Raw genomic sequence first — 16,135 nt, 5'->3', positions numbered from 1 at the left:
TCGGCATGGGTCGGTCGGAACGCATCCCAGAGCGGGACGCAGCCGTAGAAGTTCTTGAGCGCGCAGGTGACACCCGTGACGCGGTGGTCCTTGGGCACGGGGAGATTGATGATGTGGTCGCAGACCCGGGTGACGATCCGGGAAACGGGGAGGCGGAGACCTCGCGACGGGATCGCTGCACGGACGCTGCGGTCGTAGCCCAATCCCGGCGGGCGGGGGAGGGTGCACAGAACGCGCGGGGCGGCCCGGGAGTCCAGTGCGAATCCCGCCCGCTCCATTCCCTGGTAGTAGGCACCTTCGGGTCGCTCGAGGTCTCCATAGAAGCGCATGCGCATCGGCCCGAGGCGCCCCAGGTTGTCCCAGATGACGACGTCGCGGCGTTGTACACCGACCTTGGCCAGGCTCGCGACCAGAGCGTCCACGACTTGTCGGTGGGGGGCCAGGTGGACGGCGACGGTGTTGAGCTTGACCCCGACGACGTGGCCCGGACGTAGCTCCGAGAGGAGGGAGGCCCATGCGGTCCGCTCATCCGGCTCCCCGGTGAGGACAGAGAGGCCGCGAGCGAGCACCTCGCGGATGACGTCCCCGCACGGCGCACCGGAGGCGTCGAGGGCGTCGTCGTCCCGGGCGACGACGAGCCGGCTCGGACCGCCGGGGACGGCCTCTGGATCGCGCCCGTCGAGTGGACCCGGCGGGCGCGCCTGGATCCACCGCTCGCGTTCGCGTTCCCGGACTGCCCGATCGAAGAACCCGAACCCTCTCACGGGTGGCTTCTTCTCGCCTTACAGGCCGAGCTCTCGCGCGATCATGTCGCGCTGAAGCTCGCTCGAGCCCTCGCCGAGCTCGAAGACCTTGCAGTCGCGGTAGAAGCGCTGGATCGGCGACTCGGACATGAAGCCCGCGGCACCGTGGTAGTGGAGTGCGCGCTCCACGATGCGCGTGCAGGCCTCCGTGGCGTAGAGCTTCGCCATGTTGGCCTCGCGGCCGTGGGGGAGGCCCCGGTCCGCGGCAATGGCGGCGCGGTGGCAGAGCAGGCGCGCGGCCTCGACCTGCACGGCCATGTCCGCGATGCCGAAGCGCACAGCCTGGAAGGAGCCGATGGGCTGCCCGAACTGTACCCGCTCTCCGGCGTACGCCAGAGTGGCTTCGAAGGCCGCGCGGGCCACGCCCGTGGCGAAGGCTGCCGAGGCGATTCGGCCGAGGGTCAGGGTCCGAAGGGCGTCGAGGAACCCCCGGTTCTCTCTTCCGATCCGGTTCTCGCGCGGCAGGCGGCAGTCCTCGAAGACGAGCTCGGCCATCTCCGAGGCGCGCACGCCCAGCTTCGAGAGCGATCCCGCCACACGGAAGCCCGGCCGATTGCGCTCCACGAGAAAGAGCGAGAGCCCTTTCAGCCGCTGCTCGGGCGCCGTCGAGGCCACCACGACCAAGAAGTCGGCGATGGGGCCGTTGGTGATGAAGAGCTTCGATCCGTCGAGAACGTAGTCATCCCCGTCGGCCACGGCGCGGGTCGCCACGGAGCCGGCGTCGGACCCGGCGCCGGCTTCGGCGAAGGCCCACGCCCCGATCTTCTCGCCCCGCAGCGCGGGCGGCAGCCACGTCTTCTTCAGCGTCTCGCTGCCGAAGGCTTCGAGCGCCGCACAGGCGAGCGCCATATGAACGTAGATTCCAAGCGCGATGCCCGCGGAGCCGTAGGCCAGCTCCTCGCACAGGATCGCGTAGTCCAGGCAGCTGCCCCCCGATCCGCCGACTTCCTCGGGGAAGCGCAGGCCCAGGTAGCCGAGCTCTCCCAGCTTCGGGAAGAGCTTCACCGGATACCGTTCCTCGGCGTCGCAGGCGGCGGCGATCGGTGCGATCTCCTTCGCCACGAACTCCCGGAGGGTCCGCTGCAGCTCGCGCTGCTCGTCGGAGAGGTAGAAGTCGGGCTCGGCCATCTCAGCGTCCCTTGAAGACCGGCGCGCGCTTCTCGTCGAAGAAGGCCCGGACCCCCTCCTGGTGATCCTCGGTCTGGATGCAGTTCACCTGGGCGAACACCTCGTAGTCGAACTCTGCGTCGCGATCGAGATCGAGCGAGCGGCGGATTGCGCGCTTCGTGAAGGCCAGCGCGATGGGCGGACCGCTGCGCAGGCGCTCGGCCAGTGCTTCGACTTCAGTGTCGAGATCCTCGGCGGCAACCACCCGGTGGACGAGCCCGAGTGCGAGAGCCTCGTCGGTGCGCACGAGCTTTCCGGTCATCATCATCTCCGTGGCGGCGCCGAGGGGGATGAGGCGGGGCAGGTAGTAGCCGGCCGACATGTCGCAGCCGGCGAGACCGATGCGGACGAAGGGCGCGCCTAGTCGGATGCCCTCGACCGCGATGCGGAAGTCGCAGGCGATCGCGAGTCCGAAGCCACCCCCCACGGTATCGCCCTGGAGCTTCGCGATCACCGGGATGTCGAGGTCCGCAATGCGGCGCACGGGATCCAGGTAGTGGTCGACGATCGGCTCCCACTCGGCGGGCTTGCGCAGGGTCATTTCTGAGCGGTCGGCGCCCGCACAGAAGGCGCGGCCTTCCGCGCCGAGGACGAGGACCCGATCGTCGCTGCGCCGGACCGTGTCCAGCGCGTCCACCAGGGCATCGAGCATCCCGAAGCTGAGCGCGTTCATCCGCTCGGGCTGGGCCAGCGTGATCGTCGCGATGCCGTCCTTGCTCTCGAGTCGCAGCGGTGCCGTCATGTCCTCTCCAGCGGGCGGAAGGCGTAGCCCAGGTCCACGTCAGCCCTCCAGGCCGAAGGCGCGAATCGTGTTGTCGCGCACGATCTTTCGATAGGCCGTGTCGGAGACACCGAGCTCGCGCAGCTCCTTGAGCGTGCGGTCGAAGGTGAGCAGCGGGTAGTCCGTCGCCCAGAGCACCTTGTCCTGACCGTAGGTACTCGCGAACTTCACGAACTCCTCGGGCCAATGCTTGGGCGTGCGCGCACTCGTCTCGACGTACACGTTCGGGTGCTTCCAGGCCAGGATCATCATCTCTTCGTGCCAGGGCTGACCGATGTGACAGCCGAGGATCACGAGCTCGGGGAAGGCGAGGGCGACCTCGTCCAGATAGATCGGGCGTCCCGCCTCCGAGGGCAGAAGCGGCCCCGTGTGCCCGACCTGGATCGCGACCGGCAGCGAGAGCTCCACGCACTTCGCGTAGATGGGCCAGTACATCTTCTGGTTGGGCGGGGCGCCCACCATGCCGTCGCCATAGGCGTACGGCTCGAGGCGTAGGCCCCGGAGCCCGAGTTGCTTCGCGAGGCGCCCGATCTGGCGGACCACGTCCATCGGCTTGCCACGCGGATCCACGGTCCCGACCCCGGTGAAGCGGTCGGGATGCTTGCCGCAAATCTCGGCCACCTCTTCATTCCTGATGATCTCGACGTCGCCGTAGCCGAAGGCCGAGAGCATCAGCCTCTCGACGCCGGCGGCGTCCATGTGGTCGATCATCTCCTCGGTGGTCATCCCGCGCTCGAACAGCTCGAGCGTGCCGTAGCGCTTGAAGATGTGGATGAACTCAGCGGGCCAGCGATCGAGGGTGCCGGGCAGCACCAGCGTGGCCCAGGCGTCGATGGCTCCGACGGACTCGGTCATGGCGATCTCCTCTCCGGCGGAGGCGCGAGCCTCTGACGCCTTGGTGGACGCGGAGAGTAACAGGTTGACAGAAGTTCATCAACTGTTAGCCTGCTCATGATGACGGCTGAGCCCGATCGACTTCCCGCGCAGCCACCGGACACCCGCGACGGCATCCTCGAGGCCGCCCGGCGGCGCTTTCTGCGCTTCGGGGCCCGAAAGACGACGATGGACGAGGTCGCCCGGGAGGCGGGCTGCTCGCGGACCACCCTCTACTCGCACTTCCGCAACAAGGAGGACCTCTACGCGAGCCTGCTCGAGCAGGACGCGGAGGCGTTCATCCAGGAGGCGTCGGGCGTGCTCGCGACCGAGGCGGGCGCGGGCAAGAAAATCCGCCGCATCGTCGAGATCACGCGGCGCACCTACGCGCGAAACCACGTCATGCGCCTCGCGCTGGCCGGCGACGCCGAGATGAGCCTCGAGCCGGTCGCGCACGCCTTCACCCGCGATCAGGAGCGGCGCATCGTGGCTCTGCTGCGCCAGGTGCTCGAGGAGGGAGTGGAAGAGGGGTCCCTGCGGTCGCTCGACACCGAACGGGTTGCCTACCTGATGTTCCACCTGGGGCGCTTCCTGGTCGAGCGCGAGACGGCCGGAATCGGCGACTACCCCTTCGACGAGATCGTGGCGCTCATGGACGAGGTCTTCGCGCGCGGAATCGGGAAGCCTCGTTCCAAGCGGCGCTGAGGAGAGTCTCTTGGTCAGCTTCGCCCTTTCCGACACGATCCAGGCGGTCCGCGAGCTCATGCACAAGTTCGCGGAGAACGAGATCCGGCCGGTTGCCCCCGAGCACGACGAGGAGGAGTCCTTCCCCTGGAAGGTCCTGGAGAAGGCCAGGGAGATCGGGATCCTCCTCGACTACGCCCGCCCCGCGGAGGAGTCCGAAAACGACCGCGCGGAGAACCCGATGGCCGCCGAGCGCAACCTCCTGTCCGCAGTCGCGGCCGAAGAGCTGGGCTGGGGCTGTGCAGGGATCACCATCGCGATCCAGGGGACCGCCTTCGCAGCGGCCCCTGTCCAGATGATGGGGAGCCCGGAGCAACGCGCGGTCTTCGGCGAGTGCCTCGAGGGGCGCGACGAGGAAGGCCATCTCAAGGTGGCGAGCCTGGCGTTGACGGAGCCGGACGCCGGATCGGACCTCTCGCGCGTCGCTACGACCGCGGTGAAGGACGGCGATCACTACGTCCTGGGTGGCCGCAAGCAGTTTGCGACCAACGGCAGCATCGCGAGCGTCTACGTCGTCTGGGCCTCGATCGATCCGTCCGCAGGCCGAGCCGGCCTGCGGGCATTTGTCGTCCCGCGCGGCACGCCGGGGCTGATCCCGGGGAAGAAGGAGCGCAAGCTCGGAATCCGGGCCTCGGACACGGCGGGCCTGAGCCTCGAGGACTGTCGGGTGCCCGCTGCCCAGATGCTCGAGCCTCGCAGGTCGGGCCGCGGCGGAGCCAAGGGGGTGCTCGACGCCACGCGTCCCATGGTGGGGGCTCTGTCTCTCGGGGTGGCGCGAGCGGCGCTCGAGGTCGCCACCCAGCACGCGAGGGAGCGCGTCCAGTTCGGAGAGCCCATCGCCAAGAAGCAGGGGGTCGCCTTCCAGCTGGCCGACATGGCCATGGAGATCGAGGCCGCGCGCGGCCTGGTGTGGAAGGCGGTCTGGATGGCGGACCATGGGATCTCGAACGCCGCGATCGCGGCCATGTCGAAGGCGAAGGCTGCCGCCGTCGCGATGGACACGACGACGAAGGCAATCCAGATCCTCGGTGGCTACGGCTTCTGCCGCGACTACCCCGTCGAGAAGTGGTTCCGCGACGCCAAGATCATGGACATCTTCGAGGGCACAGGCCAGATCCAGCGCACGATCATCGCGCAGGACCTGACCGGCCTCGACTGCAAGTAGGAAGCCGCGATGGCCTTTCCCCGCTGGACCGAGGAGCACCATGCCTTCCGCCAGAGCGTGCGTCGCTTCGCAGAGGAGGAGATCCGTCCCTTCGCGGAGAAGTGGCAAGCCGAGGGCTGGTTCCCGGACGAGCTCTTCCGCAAGGCGGGTGAGGTGGGCCTCCTGGGCGTCCGCTTCGACCCGAAGTGGGGCGGCAGCGGACTCGACTACTGGTACACGGTGATCCTCGTCGAGGAGCTCGTGCGCGGCCGCGACATCGGCTGTGTGGTGGGGCTCCTGGTGCAGTGCGAGATGGCCACGGCCGTGATCCACGACCACGGAACCGACGCGCTTCGGAAGGAATGGCTCGTGCCAGCGATCACGGGCGAGCGCATCGCGGCACTCGGCGTCTCGGAGCCCAGCGGCGGCTCTGACGTGGCGTCGCTCCAGACGACGGCGAAGGTCGACGGCGACGACTTCGTGATCAACGGCTCGAAGATCTTCATCTCGAACGGGGCACGGGCGGACTTCGTGACGCTGGCCGTCCGCACCGGTGGACCGGGACCGGACGGCGTGAGCCTCGTCGTCTGCCCCACGGACGCGAAGGGCTTCCAGGTGGGCCGCCGCCTCCAGAAAGTGGATCTCCATTCGACCGACACCGCCGAGCTCTTCTTCGACGACGTGCGCATCCCACGCCGCAACCTCATCGGCGAGGAGGGTCGCGGCTTCCGCTACATCATGGGCGCGTTCCAGGGCGAGCGCCTCGTGCTCTCGGTGATGATGAACGCGCTCTGCGACGACGTGCTCCGCGAGACCCTCGCCTACCTGGCCGAGCGCAAGGCCTTCGGGCGACCCATCGCCTCCATGCAGGCCTGGCGCCACCGCATGGCCGACTGGATGACCCGGCTCGAGGCCTCCCGCGCGTTGACCTACCGCGCGGCGGAGCAGCTGGCCACGGGCGACCCGGAGGGCGAGCTGACGGTCAGCATGTCGAAGCTCTACGGAGCGGACCTGATCCGCGGGCTCATCCTCGACTGCGCGCATGCTTTCGGCGGCTACGGCTTCATGGAGGAGAACTACGTGGCGCGCTGTTCGCGCGGCGTGCAGAACTGGGGGATCGGCGCGGGGACCAGCGAGGTCATGCGCGAGATCATCGCCAAGCGCCGCATGCCGGCAGGGCCCGCGTGACCCGCCGGGCCGTCATTGCGGGCATGGGCCACACGGAGTTCGGGAAGCTCGAGGGGCGTACCGCGTGGCATCTGGAGGCGGAGGCTGCTGCGGCCGCCGTGGCGGACGCCGGGCTGCAGCCTTCGGACGTGGACGGGCTGCTCACCGATCCGGGGCCAAGCCAGGGGATCCTCGACGGGATCACTCCGCACTTCCTGCGGCTCGGCGCCCAACTCGGCCTCGATCCCGACTACACGGGATCGGAGATCCTCGGAGGCGCCGGAAGCGTGACCATCGTGGAGCGCGCTGCCCTCGCGGTCGAGGCGGGGCTCTGCGAGGTGTGTCTCTGCATCTACGGCGACAGCCCGCTCTCGAGCGCGGGCGCCTTCCAGTACGGGCGGGGCGATGAGGCGGCCTTCGGCCTCTTCGGTGCCGTGGGCCTGCACGCACTGGCAGCGCGGCGTCACATGCACCTCTACGGGACGCGGTCCGAACAACTGGGGGAGGTTGCCGTCGCGGCGAGGGCCCACGCGGCCCGCACGCCGCACGCCCAGAAGCGCCGGCCGATCACGATGAAGGACTACCTGGCCTCCGAACCGCTGGTCGAGCCGTTGCGCAAGCTCGACTGCTGTCTGGTCTCCGACGGAGCTGCCGCCGTGGTCGTTACCAGCGAGGAGCGTGCCGGCGACCTCCGCCATCCCGCCGTCCGGATCCTTGGCCACGCGCAGGCCCACAGCCTGTCCACCTACTCTTCGCCGGGGCATTTCGAGGTGCTGCCCGCGGCCCGCTGCGGCCCGAAGGCCTTTGCCCGGGCAGGCGTGACGGCGGCCGACGTGGACGTGGCGTTGCTATACGACTGCTTCACGATCGTCGTGCTGCTCCAGCTCGAGGACTACGGCTTCTGCAAGAAGGGCGAGTCCGGACCCTTCGTCGAGGGCGGGCGCATCGGTCCCGGCGGCAGCTTGCCGGTCAACCCGAGTGGTGGACTTCTCGCCGAGGGCTACGGCAGCGGGATGCTCCACGTGATCGAGGCCGTGCGCCAGCTGCGCGGGGAGGCCGGCGAGCGTCAGATCCCGGACGCCGAGGTCGCGCTCGTCTCGGGACACGGCCTCGCCATGAACACCCACGCGACCCTCGTGCTCGGGAGCTGAAACGATGCGCGATCCGCAGCCGCCGCTGCCTTCACCCGACGCTCTGACGGCGCCTTTCTGGGAGGCCTGCCGGAGGGGAAGGCTCGAGGTCCCGGCCTGTGCGGACTGCGGGCATCGCTTCCTGCCCGCCGGACCGTGCTGCCCACGTTGCTGGTCCCCCCGCCTCGCGTCGCACGAGGTCTCCGGGCGCGGGTGCATCTTCAGCTTCGTCGTCTATCGGCGGACCTACCACCCGGGAATGCCGGCTCCCTACGTGGTCGCCCTCATCGAGCTCGACGAGGGACCGCGACTGATCTCGAACATCGTCGGCTGCGCGCCGGAGGAGGTCGCCGTCGACATGCCGGTCCAGCTCCGCTTCGAAGAGGCAGGCGACTTCAACCTGCCCCGCTTCACGCCCGTGCCCGTTGAGGGGGGGAATCCGTGAATATCCGCTTCGAGTGCGAGGGGGCCGTGGCGCTCCTGACGATCGATCGCCCGAAGGTGCACAACGCCCTCGACCTCGAGACCAGCGACGCGCTCGTCGATGCCTGGGCACGGTTCCGCGACGACGACGCTCTGCGCGTCGCGATTCTGACCGGCGCAGGCGAGCGCGCCTTCTGCGCCGGCGCCGATCTCCGCGCCGTCGGAGACTTCTACAAGAAGCTCACCTCGGCGCAGCGCCTGCGGCGTTCGGAGCAGGTGCCCGGCCTCGGCGGCATCACGAAGAACCTCGCCATCGACAAACCGATCATCGCGGCCGTGAACGGGCACTGCCTGGCGGGCGGGCTGGAGATCGCGCTCGCCTGCGACCTCCGTCTCGCCTCCGAGAACGCGACGTTCGGCCTCCCGGAGGTGACGCGTGGCATCATCCCGGGCGCGGGCGGAACCCAGCGCCTTCCCCGCTTGATCGGTCCCGAGCGCGCCCTCGACCTGATCCTGACCGGTCGCCGCATCGACGCCCGCGAGGCGGAGCGCATGGGTCTCGTCACTCGCGTGGTGCCTCTGGGCGAGCTCCGCCGGGAGGCCCTTTCCGTGGCGAGCGCCGTCGCGCAGAACGGACCGCTCGCAGTGCGGGCGGCGAAGGCCGCCGTGTGGCGCGGCCTCGACGTCCCTCTCGAGGAGGGCCTGCGCCTCGAGCAGCTGCTCGCCGAGCCCGTGCGCCAGAGCGAAGACGCGCAGGAGGGCCCGCGCGCCTTCCTCGAGAAGCGCAAGCCCGAGTTCAAGGGGAGATAGCCCGATGCCCGGCCCCCCGCGTCGCCACGTCGGCCAGTACGTCGCCTCGGGAGACTGGAGCGACTACTGGACCACCCGCATCAGCCGCGCCGAGAGCGGGAAGATCTCGGTGCGCGGCTACCCGATCGAGGAGCTGATCGAGCACCTCAGCTACAGCGAGGCCGCGTTTCTGCTGCTGCGCGGAGAGCTTCCCGACGAGCGGGAGGCCTCGCTCTTCGACCTGGCGCTCCGCAGCGGGATGGATCAGCAGCTCATCAACTCGGCCGCCTGCGCCGCCCGCTACACCGCCTCCGCCTTCCCCGACTCCCCGGTGCCCGCGCTCGCGAGCGGCATCCTCGCGAGCGGGTCCGTGACGGGTTCGCCCCAGGAGCCTGCGGAGATGCTGATCGAGGCGGTCGGCTGGGGGCTGTCCGACGAGGAAGCGGCGTCTCGTGCCCTCGATACGTGGCTCGAGCGACGCGGGGCCGTCCCAGGCCTGGGCCATCCGATGCACAAGGAGGCGGAGCCACGCGCGGTGACGCTGCGCCGCCTCGCGGCCCTGCGCGATGGCTGGCGAGAGCACGGGCGGCTGCTCGATGCGATCGAGGGCGAGCTCGAGCGGCGCAAGCGACGCCACATCCCGATCAACCTCGCGGGCGCACTCGGCGCATTGCTGGCCGACCTCGGCTTCGACCCCCTGGCGATCGGCGGGATCGGGGCGCTCGGCTACGGCATGGCGCTGCTGGCCCACATCGTGGAGGAGATCCGCGAGGGCGTGCCGCTCCGGATCATCCCCGACGCGTTGGGAGCGCACTACGCGGGACCTGCGGAGCGACATCTGCCGGCGGATCGCCGCCGAGGTCGAAAGTGATCCATCCCTACGCGCACTACCCAGCGCGCGCTGCGCGGCGCTGGCCCGAGCGAGTCGCCCTGGTGGACGGCGAGCGACGGCGCACCTATCGCGAGCTCGACGAGCGTGCAACGCGGCTGGCGCGCGCTCTGATCGGCCTGGGCCTCGCACCGGGCGAGCGCGTTGCGGTCGTCCAGGAGAACCGGATCGAGTACGTCGAGACGGTGATCGCCATCGCGCGCGCCGGAGGCGCGCTGGCGCCGCTGCTCGGTGCCCTCACCGGGGGGGAGCACGCCTTCATGGTTCGCGACGCGGAGGCCCGTTTCGTCGTCGCCCTCGGCGCCGACGCGATCCCGCGCGCGAGAGAGGCGGCGGGGGAGTCTGCGAGCGTTCTCGCGCTGGCCGCCGGCGAGGGGGCCAGCGATCTGGCCTCGCTCGCGGAGGCCGAGCCTGCGGAGCCCCTCGCGATCGACCGCCTCGACCGCCCGCCCGGCTCGCTCGCCCAGATCCTCTACACCTCGGGCACCACCGGGCATCCGAAGGGCGTCACGCACAGCTACGCCAGCGTGGCAGCCGCGATGGGCGCGTGGGCCAGCGCCTTCGGCGTCGGCCCGGACGATCGACTGCTGGGTCAGCTGGCGCTCAGCCACTTCGGCGGGCGGGCGATGGACACCTGCTGGGTGGCCGGGGCGACCCTCGTGATCCTCCCGGGGCCGGATCCGAAGTCCATGCTCGGTGCCGTCGCAGAGCACCGGGTCACGATGATCCTCTTGATCCCAACGCTGCTGCGCATGCTGCTCGACCATCCGGACGCCGCGGTTGCAGACCTCTCCAGCCTGCGCGCGGTCGTCTATGCGGCCGCGCCCGCTGCTCCCGCGCTCGTGCGCCGTTCCCTCGAGCGCCTCGGTCCTGTCCTCTACACGGGCTTCGGCCAGACCGAGGCCTACGGGCTCAATACCTTCATGGATCCCGCCGAGCACGTGGCTGCGCTCGAAGCCGGGGGGGAGCGGCTCACCTCCGTGGGCCGCGAGTGCACCGCCTTCGCGCAGGTCCGCATCTGCGCGGAGGACGGAAACGAGCTGCCGCCGGGGGAGGTCGGCGAGATCTGCGTGTGCGCGCCCTGGACGACGCCGGGGTTCTGGAAGCGTCCTGAGCTCGACCGCGAGCGGCTGAGCGACGGCTGGCTCCGCACGGGTGACCTCGGTCGCATGGATGCGCAGGGCTACGTGTTTCTCGCCGACCGCAAGGAGGACAAGATCATCACGGGCGGGTTCAACGTCTACCCCGCCGAGATCGAGGGGGCACTGGCGGAGCACCCCGCCGTGGCCGAGTGCGCCGTCTTCGCGATTCCCGACGCGAAGTGGGGCGAGGCCGTCAGAGCCGCCGTGACGCTGCGTCCCGGTCACACGGTGGATCCCGAGGACCTGGTCGCCTTCTGCAAGGAGCACCTGGCGCGCTTCAAGGTGCCGAAGGCCATTGACGTGCGCGAGGAGCTCCCGAAGACCGGCGTCGGCAAGATCCTGCGTCGCGCCTTGCGCGAGCCGTGGTGGAAGGATCAGGAGCGAGGCGTCCACGGCGCCGAGTAGGGGAAGTCGATGAAGGCAGTACGTCTCTACGAGGGACCCGAGGTCCGGGTCGAGGACACGCCCGAGCCCGAGGTGGGCACGGGGCAGATCCGCGTCGCCGTCCAGGCCGCGGGCGTGTGCGGCACCGACCTTCATGCCGCGTACGGCCGTCTCCCGGTGCCGACGTTGCCGGTGATCATGGGGCACGAAGGCGCGGGCATCGTGGAAGCGGTGGGGGAGGGAGTGTCCGACCTCCGAGAGGGCGACCGCGTGCTGCTCCTCCCGAGCGAGACCTGCGGTGCCTGCCCGGCCTGCGAAGCCGGACACCTGGGCCTCTGCCCGGGTGCACGGATCTTCGGCATGGCCCGGGACGGCACCTTCGCGGAGAGGATCGCGGTTCCGGCCTCGTGCGCGCTCCCGCTTCCGGCCGAGATCCCCTTCGAACACGGGGCCATCCTCGCGGACGCGGTGGCGACGGCCTACCATGCCGTCGCGGCGCGCGCCGGCATCACCGGCGGAGAGCGGATCGCCGTCGTCGGCTGCGGTGGCGTCGGCCATCACGCCATCCTGCTGGCCCGGCTGCTCGGCGCCAAGACGATCGTGGCGGCCGACGCCAGCCCCGGGGCGCTCCGGAGGGCCGAGCAGGCGGGCGCCGACGTCACGGTGGACGTGAACGCCGCGAACCCGCGCAAGGCCATCCGCCAGGCAGCGGGCGGCGGGGGGCCCGATCTGGTGATCGAGTACGCCGGCAGGAAGGCCTCGGTCGAGCTCGCGCTGGCCTCGGTGGCGCGCGGTGGGCGTGTGATCGTGGGCGGCGTCGGAATGGAGTCTCCCGAGCTGGGAGCGCTGGTCTCCTTCGTGGGCAAGGAGATCGGTGTGCTGGGCTCGATGGGTTACACCCGTGCCGAGCTCGAGCGGGTCGTGGAGCTCACGGCCACGGGAAGGCTCGACCTGTCGGGGTCCATCACGGCGCGCTACCCGCTCGATCGCGCCGCCGAGGCGCTCGACGACCTGGCGAGCCGCCGGAACGACCCGGTGCGCCTCGCGCTCCTCCCCGGAGCGTCGTCATGAGCGGGGGAGTGCGGGCCCGGGCCGCGGTCGCTCATGCGCGCGGCGAGCCCCTTCGCATCGAAGAGGTCATGGTGCGCGACCCCGGTCCCGGCGAGGTGCGCGTGCGCATCGCCGCGTGCGGGATCTGTGCCAGCGACCTGCACGTGTGGCGCACCGGGGAGGGCATCGGCTTCCCGGCCGTGCTGGGTCACGAGGCGGCGGGGCGGATCGAGGCCGTCGGGCTGGGTGTTGTCGAGCCGGCCGTGGGGCAGGGCGTGGTCATCGCGTGGACGCCCCGCTGCGGCCGCTGCCGCGCCTGTCGCGCGGGTCGCCCTCACGTCTGCGCCGGCATCACCACCAATGCCCAGGACGGCTCACTCTCCCTGGGCGGGGTGCAGCTCGGCCGCTACATGAACGTGTCGGGTCTGGCGGAACGGGTCGTCGTCCCGGCCGGTTCCGTCGTCTCGGTTCCCGACCGGGTCCCGCTCGAGGACGCTTGCCTCGTTGGCTGTGGCGTTGCCACGGGCTTCGGCGCAGCGGCCAATACCGGGGGCGCACGATGGGGCGAGTCGGTGGCCGTGTTCGGTTGCGGCGGCGTCGGCCTCTCCGCGGTCCAAGGGGCCCGGGTGGCGGGTGCCGCACGCATCGTGGCCGTGGACCCCATCCGCTCACGCCTGGCCCTCGCTGGCCGTCTGGGTGCCACGGATCTCGTCTCGCCCGAAGACGGGGACCCGGTGGCGGCCATTCAGTCCATCATCGAGGGTGGGGTCGACCTCGCCGTCGAGGCGGTGGGGAGCGGTACCGTCGCACGCCAGGCCTTCGACGCCCTGGCGCCCGGAGGTCGGGCGATCGTGGCGGGTCTGACGGGCTTCGCAGAAGAGATCCGCGTCCCCGTGGTCTCGCTGCTGCTCGACAAGTCGCTCTCCGGCACGATCTACGGCTCCGTCGACCCCCCCCGCGACTTCCAGCGGATCTTCGAGCTCCTCGTCCGGGAGCAGATTCGGATCGAGCCGATGGCGGGGCCGGACTACCCGCTCGAAAAGGTGAATGACGCCCTCGAGGCGCTGGCCAGCGGCCGTGCGGTGCGTCCGCGCGTGCGGTTCGACGAGGAAGCATGAGTGCCACCGAATCGACGAATCCCCACTCGTCCGAGGCCGGGCGCCGGGAGGCGAAGCGCCAGGAGATGATGGCGAAGGTCCCGGATCGCTACTCAGGGCGCGCCCATTGGGCCTTCATCAACGTGACGACGCTCCTTGGAATCGGCTTCTGCCTCGCGCTGCTGGAGAGCCCGGTCTGGTGGGAGTGGCTCTTCGTCCCTGGCTTTTTCGTGTTCGCGAACGGCTTCGAATGGTGGATCCATCGGGGCCCCATGCATCACCCGACCCGCGGGCTGCGGATCCTCTACGAACGCCACACGCTCCAGCACCATGTCTTCTACCCTGATGACGACATGGCGTTCCGAGAGCCGCGCGAGCTCTTCTACGTCCTCTTCCCACCGCTCGCGCTCCCGATGCTTCTGGTGGTGAACCTCCCGATTCCGCTGTTGCTCGGCACCCTCGTCTCCGCGAACATCGCGTGGCTCTTCTTCCTCAGCGTGCTGGCCTACTACTTCGTCTATGAGTGGTTCCACTACGCGCATCACCTGCGGCGGGATTCCTGGCTGGGCCGGCGGGCCCTGGTCGGATGGCTTCGAACGCAGCACACACGTCACCACGAGCTGGCTCGAATGGAGAAGGGCAACTTCAACGTCTCCTTCCCGCTCTGGGACTGGATTCTGGGGACGATGCTGCCCGAGAACGGGGCGGACCGTGCTCCGTCGTGAGGCAGAGGTCCTCGGAAGCCTAGCGGCTTGAGCCGGAGGAGCATCCATGTCGGAATCACTGACCCTTCTCGAGGAGACGGCGGGGTCCGCCCTGCTGACCCTCAACCGGCCCCAGAAGCGCAATGCTCTCTCGCGCGCACTGCGCGACGAGATCGTGCGCAGGCTCGACGAGCTGGGGAAGAACGACGCGATCCGGGTCGTGGTGCTGACCGGTGCGGGACCGGCCTTCTGTGCGGGCTTCGATCGGACGGAGCTTCTGGGCGGCGATGAGATGGCCGAGGTCTTTGCGGACGCGACCGAGTACCACCGCCGGGTCTATACCTTCGCGAAGCCCCTGATCGCCGCCGCGAACGGACCGGCGCTCGGCGGCGGCTGCGACCTGGCGGCCATGTGCGACTTCCGTCTGGCTGCCAGCACAGCGGTCTTCGGCCAGCCGCAGGTGCGCTTCGGTGCGCCGGTGGCCTACGACCTGATGAGAGCGATCCTGGGGACGGGGACGGCGCGCGAGATGTGCCTCACCGGGCGCCGCTACGATGCCCGCGAGGCACTGGCCATCGGCCTCGTCAACCGCGTCGTCGAGCCGGCCGAGCTCCTCGAGACAGCGAAGGCCCTGGCGGGGGAGATTGCGGCGCTTCCCGACGGGATGGCCGGGGCCGCGAAGCGGAGCTTCCTGGCGCAGCAGCCCCCGCTCTTCGAGTCCTGAGCGATGGAGGTCCGCGATCTCGGTGGCAAGGTCGCTCTCGTCACCGGCGCCGCCTGCGGCATTGGCAGGGAGACCGCTCTGGCGTGCGCGCGCCGCGGCGCGGACCTGGTGATCTGCGACGTCGACGAGGCGAGACTCGCCGAGACAGAGCAGGAGATTCGCGGCCTCGGGCGCGAGGTCCTCGCCCGGCGCGTCGACGTCGCGAGCCGCGACGAGGTCGGTGAGCTGGCCGAGGCCGTCCACCAGGAAATCGAGGCCGTGGACCTCCTGGTGAACAACGCCGGCGTGGGTCTGGGCGGGCTCTTTCTGGATACGCCGCTCGAGGACTGGGAGTGGATCGCGCGGATCAACCTCTTCGGCGTGATCCACGGCTGCCACTTCTTCCTGCCGGCGATGCTGAAGCGCGGGCGCGGAGGCCACGTGGTGAACCTGGCCTCCGCCGCCGCCTACGCGCCGCTTCCGGCGCAGTCCGCCTACGCCGCCACGAAATTCGCGGTACTCGGGCTCTCCGAGACGCTTCGCGCCGAGCTCGCCGCCAGCGGAATCGGCGTGACCGCCGTCTGCCCGGGCTTCATCAACACGTCGATCGTCGAGACCTCGCGGCTGCGGGGAGTCGTCGCGGATCCCGAGAACCGCCGCCGCACACGCGCCTTCTACCGGCGCCGCAGCTACGGACCGGAGCGTGTGGCCAGCAACATCCTGAAGGCCGTCCAGCGCAATCGCGCCGTGGCGCCGATCTCTCCCGAGGCCTGGCTGGCGTACTTCGGCATGCGGCTGGTTCCGGGGCTCTTTCGCTGGACAAACAGCAAGCTCGTCGCGCGGGCCTTGAGCGACGAGAGCTGACGCGGCGGCGAGACGTCGTGCCGCTGGGGTGTTGGACTACCGGCGGGTCGAGCGCGGGCCGCATGGGTCGCGATGGCGTACGCTGGGCCTGTCGGTGCGTGCCCGCCATGAGGGTCCGAGCGAGGAGGCGACCGTGATCTGGCTCGTGCTCGGTGTCCTGCTGTGGAGCGGCGTGCACCTCTCCAGCGCCGCGCGACCGCTCAGAGCCCGGTGCATCGCGCGGCTGGGGGAGCAGGCCTACAAGGGCGTCTTCACGCTGGCCCTCGTCACTGCGATCGTCC

General features: G+C 70.1%; 17 protein-coding genes. 13 read left to right on the top strand and 4 right to left on the bottom strand.

The window, feature by feature from the left end; genetic code table 11:
• The 4 genes from ABFS34_12370 to ABFS34_12355 form a co-directional block, all read right to left on the bottom strand.
• A partial coding sequence (locus tag ABFS34_12370; GenBank protein MEN8376235.1) for a DUF362 domain-containing protein occupies positions 1-764 on the bottom strand: 764 nt, incomplete at its 3' end.
• 18 nt (positions 765-782) lie between these two features.
• A complete protein-coding gene (locus ABFS34_12365) occupies positions 783-1,931 on the bottom strand; it encodes an acyl-CoA dehydrogenase family protein (GenBank protein MEN8376234.1) in 1,149 nt (382 codons plus the stop codon).
• Position 1,932: 1 nt separating this feature from the next.
• The gene (locus ABFS34_12360) at positions 1,933-2,712 is read right to left on the bottom strand and encodes an enoyl-CoA hydratase-related protein (protein MEN8376233.1); all 780 of its coding nucleotides are present in this window, start codon (positions 2,710-2,712) and stop codon (positions 1,933-1,935) included.
• A 39-nt stretch (positions 2,713-2,751) separates the two neighbouring features.
• Positions 2,752-3,606: an amidohydrolase family protein gene (locus ABFS34_12355; GenBank protein MEN8376232.1), complete on the bottom strand. Its 855-nt coding sequence runs from the start codon at positions 3,604-3,606 to the stop codon at positions 2,752-2,754.
• Between the two features lie 96 nt (positions 3,607-3,702).
• Between ABFS34_12355 and ABFS34_12350 the strand changes: the two genes are divergently transcribed.
• Genes ABFS34_12350 through ABFS34_12290 form a run of 13 tightly spaced genes read left to right on the top strand, consistent with a single transcriptional unit; the run spans position 3,703 to position 15,854 of the window.
• Positions 3,703-4,329, top strand: coding sequence for a TetR/AcrR family transcriptional regulator (locus tag ABFS34_12350; GenBank protein MEN8376231.1), 627 nt, complete (start codon positions 3,703-3,705; stop codon positions 4,327-4,329).
• A gap of 10 nt (positions 4,330-4,339) precedes the next feature.
• Positions 4,340-5,533 carry an acyl-CoA dehydrogenase family protein gene (locus ABFS34_12345; GenBank protein ID MEN8376230.1) on the top strand — a complete coding sequence of 398 codons (1,194 nt, stop codon included), beginning with the start codon at positions 4,340-4,342 and terminating at the stop codon, positions 5,531-5,533.
• A 9-nt stretch (positions 5,534-5,542) separates the two neighbouring features.
• Entirely contained in the window at positions 5,543-6,700 is a 1,158-nt protein-coding gene (locus tag ABFS34_12340; protein MEN8376229.1) for an acyl-CoA dehydrogenase family protein, read from the top strand.
• On the top strand, positions 6,697-7,830 hold the full coding sequence (locus ABFS34_12335) for a thiolase family protein (protein ID MEN8376228.1): 1,134 nt from the start codon (positions 6,697-6,699) through the stop codon (positions 7,828-7,830). The genes ABFS34_12340 and ABFS34_12335 overlap by 4 nt, the downstream gene beginning before the upstream one ends.
• A 4-nt stretch (positions 7,831-7,834) precedes the next feature.
• Complete coding sequence (locus ABFS34_12330; GenBank protein MEN8376227.1) at positions 7,835-8,254, top strand: OB-fold domain-containing protein; 420 nt, start codon at positions 7,835-7,837, stop codon at positions 8,252-8,254.
• Positions 8,251-9,042 (top strand): enoyl-CoA hydratase-related protein, encoded by a 792-nt coding sequence (locus ABFS34_12325; GenBank protein MEN8376226.1) that lies wholly within the window; start codon positions 8,251-8,253, stop codon positions 9,040-9,042. Before ABFS34_12330 ends, ABFS34_12325 begins: the two co-directional genes overlap by 4 nt.
• 4 nt (positions 9,043-9,046) lie before the next feature.
• A complete protein-coding gene (locus ABFS34_12320) occupies positions 9,047-9,892 on the top strand; it encodes a citrate/2-methylcitrate synthase (protein MEN8376225.1) in 846 nt (281 codons plus the stop codon).
• On the top strand, positions 9,889-11,457 hold the full coding sequence (locus ABFS34_12315; protein MEN8376224.1) for an AMP-binding protein: 1,569 nt from the start codon (positions 9,889-9,891) through the stop codon (positions 11,455-11,457). Before ABFS34_12320 ends, ABFS34_12315 begins: the two co-directional genes overlap by 4 nt.
• Before the next feature lie 9 nt (positions 11,458-11,466).
• Positions 11,467-12,507, top strand: a complete 1,041-nt coding sequence (locus ABFS34_12310; GenBank protein MEN8376223.1) for an alcohol dehydrogenase catalytic domain-containing protein — start codon at positions 11,467-11,469, stop codon at positions 12,505-12,507.
• Positions 12,504-13,604: a zinc-binding dehydrogenase gene (locus tag ABFS34_12305; protein ID MEN8376222.1), complete on the top strand. Its 1,101-nt coding sequence runs from the start codon at positions 12,504-12,506 to the stop codon at positions 13,602-13,604. The genes ABFS34_12310 and ABFS34_12305 overlap by 4 nt, the downstream gene beginning before the upstream one ends.
• Complete coding sequence (locus ABFS34_12300) at positions 13,601-14,308, top strand: sterol desaturase family protein (GenBank protein ID MEN8376221.1); 708 nt, start codon at positions 13,601-13,603, stop codon at positions 14,306-14,308. The genes ABFS34_12305 and ABFS34_12300 overlap by 4 nt, the downstream gene beginning before the upstream one ends.
• A gap of 46 nt (positions 14,309-14,354) precedes the next feature.
• The gene (locus tag ABFS34_12295) at positions 14,355-15,011 is read left to right on the top strand and encodes an enoyl-CoA hydratase/isomerase family protein (GenBank protein ID MEN8376220.1); all 657 of its coding nucleotides are present in this window, start codon (positions 14,355-14,357) and stop codon (positions 15,009-15,011) included.
• A 3-nt stretch (positions 15,012-15,014) separates the two neighbouring features.
• Positions 15,015-15,854 carry an SDR family NAD(P)-dependent oxidoreductase gene (locus tag ABFS34_12290; GenBank protein MEN8376219.1) on the top strand — a complete coding sequence of 280 codons (840 nt, stop codon included), beginning with the start codon at positions 15,015-15,017 and terminating at the stop codon, positions 15,852-15,854.
• Positions 15,855-16,135: the final 281 nt, after the last annotated feature.

It is taken from the genome of Gemmatimonadota bacterium, assembly GCA_039715185.1.
GTDB lineage: Bacteria > Gemmatimonadota > Gemmatimonadetes > Longimicrobiales > RSA9 > DATHRK01.
Note: the sequence above shows the minus strand (reverse complement) of the source record. Positions and strands in the feature narration are given on the sequence as shown.